Below are 2,124 nucleotides of genomic sequence, written 5' to 3' on the forward strand. Positions count from 1 at the left end.
GAGCTTTCAGGTTCAACCTTAAAAGAGTTTTTATCTAAGCAACTTCCAGAGTATATGTTACCCACTTTTTATGTTCATTTAGCAGAGCTTCCTCTTAACTCAAGTGGTAAAATAGATAGAAAAAACTTACCTGAACCAAAGATTGAACTACAGGATAATTATGTGGCACCTTCTAATGCAGTTGAAGATCAAATTACAGCAATGTGGTCAGAAGTATTATCGATAGATAAAGAAATGATTAGTGTAAACAAGGGCTTTTTTGAACTAGGAGGACATTCTTTAAAAGCTATGGTTTTAGTTAATAAAATCGCTAAGGAGTTTGATATGGTATTTCCTTTAGAAAAGGTTTTTGAGAAGCCTACCATTAAAGAACAAGCAGAGTTTATTGAGATCAATCAATGGTTATTTAATGATAATGCAACAAATGTGCCTATAGAAATGGTTCAAGAAGTTATCATATAGGTAATTTGAAGTAAGAAATACCTATTCTAATTATTTATAATACAAAGCTTAAGGAATATATAATATTCTATCATCTTTTTTACATCACTTTTTTTAATCATCGTTTCGAACTGGTATAAAACTAGTTAGAACAAAAGCCAATTTCGAGAATTACATCAGTATGGAAAATTTATTATTAAAAATACGAAAGCATAAGATCGGTTTACATTTAGATAATGGTGCCTTACGATTGAATGTTCCAAAAAATAGAGATGTCCGTGAAATCCTTGAAGAAATCAAAAAGCACAAGGTTGAACTTATTAGATTTATTGAAAACAATCAAGCGGTTAATTCTAAATTTAAGGTTATTGAAAAGGCTCCAGAGAAAGATTATTACACTTTATCCTCTGCACAAAAACGAATGTATTTTTTGTACGAGTATAATAAGACTTCTCTAAATTATAATATGCCTCAGGTGGTTTGTTTAGAAGGAGATCTAGAAATGGATCTTTTGAGAAAGGTTTTTAATACCCTTATAGCCCGTCATGAGAGTTTGAGAACCGTTTTTAAAATAGTTGATGAGACACCTGTTCAAAAGATACTCGATAGTCAGGAGATTGATATATCATTTTTTAATTCGACAGAATCAGAGGTTCCTAAAAAGATTGAAAGCTTTATTCGACCTTTTGATCTAAACAATGGTCCACTAATTAGAATTGGTGTTATTCGGTTGAGTCAGAGAAAACATATTTTGATGTTGGATATGCATCATATTATTACTGATGGTGTTTCGGATAGTATTTTAGTAAAAGAGTTTATGGCATTGTATACAGGCAAAACTTTATCTCCATTATCTGTTCAATACAAGGATTATGCAGAGTGGCAACAACAAGATAGCCGACAATTAGAGATTTCTGATCAAAAAGATTTTTGGCTGAATTTGTTTAATGAGGTAGCACAGCCACTTAATCTACCAACAGATTTTAAACGCCCTTTAGTAAAAGGGCATAAGGGTGGTACAATTAGCTTTACTCTTGATACCGAGCAGACAAAGAAATTAAAGTCTATCAATGAGGAGTTGGGTAGTACAGGTTTTATGTTGTTTTTATCGATGTATCATATTTTACTCTACAAGCTCACTAACCAGAAAGATATTGTTATTGGCACCCCTGTTTCAGGAAGAGAGCATGAAGATCTAAATAATATGATTGGTATGTTTGTCAATACCTTACCTCTTAGAAATGAGCTTAAGAGTGAATATACTTTTAGAGAGTTTTTATCTATAATTAAGACCAATACCCTGGCATGTATTGGTAATCAATCGTATCAATATGAGTCGCTTATCGATGAGTTGCAGGTTAAACGAGATACGAGTAGAAACCCATTGTTTGATGTATTGTTTTCTTACCAGAACTTTATGGAAGGAGAGCTCGATATCCCTGGGCTTAAATTATCTACATATCTAATGGAAGATATGATATCAAAGTTCGATATGAGCTTAACAACTACAGATAAAAATGATCATTTTACATTCAAAATAGCTTATTCTACGGAGTTATTTAGTTCTGATACTATCGAGAGGTTTATTAGTTATTATAAGCGTATTGTAAATTCTATTATTGCTAATGTAGATATCAAGCTTAGTGATATTAATATTTTGTCTACACAAGAGCAGAATCAACT

Annotated in this window: 2 protein-coding genes; both read left to right on the forward strand. The window is 31.7% G+C overall.

Annotated features, from left to right (window positions below; translation table 11 throughout):
• Positions 1–462, forward strand: a 462-nt coding sequence (locus JJQ60_RS21860; RefSeq protein ID WP_236669199.1) for a phosphopantetheine-binding protein, incomplete at its 5' end; no start/stop codon positions are given.
• Between the two features lie 160 nt (positions 463–622).
• Positions 623–2,124 (forward strand): condensation domain-containing protein (locus JJQ60_RS21865; protein ID WP_236669200.1); only part of this gene is annotated, 1,502 nt, incomplete at its 3' end.

Origin of the sequence: Aquimarina mytili (assembly GCF_016735115.1) — a bacterium.
Taxonomy (GTDB): domain Bacteria; phylum Bacteroidota; class Bacteroidia; order Flavobacteriales; family Flavobacteriaceae; genus Aquimarina; species Aquimarina mytili.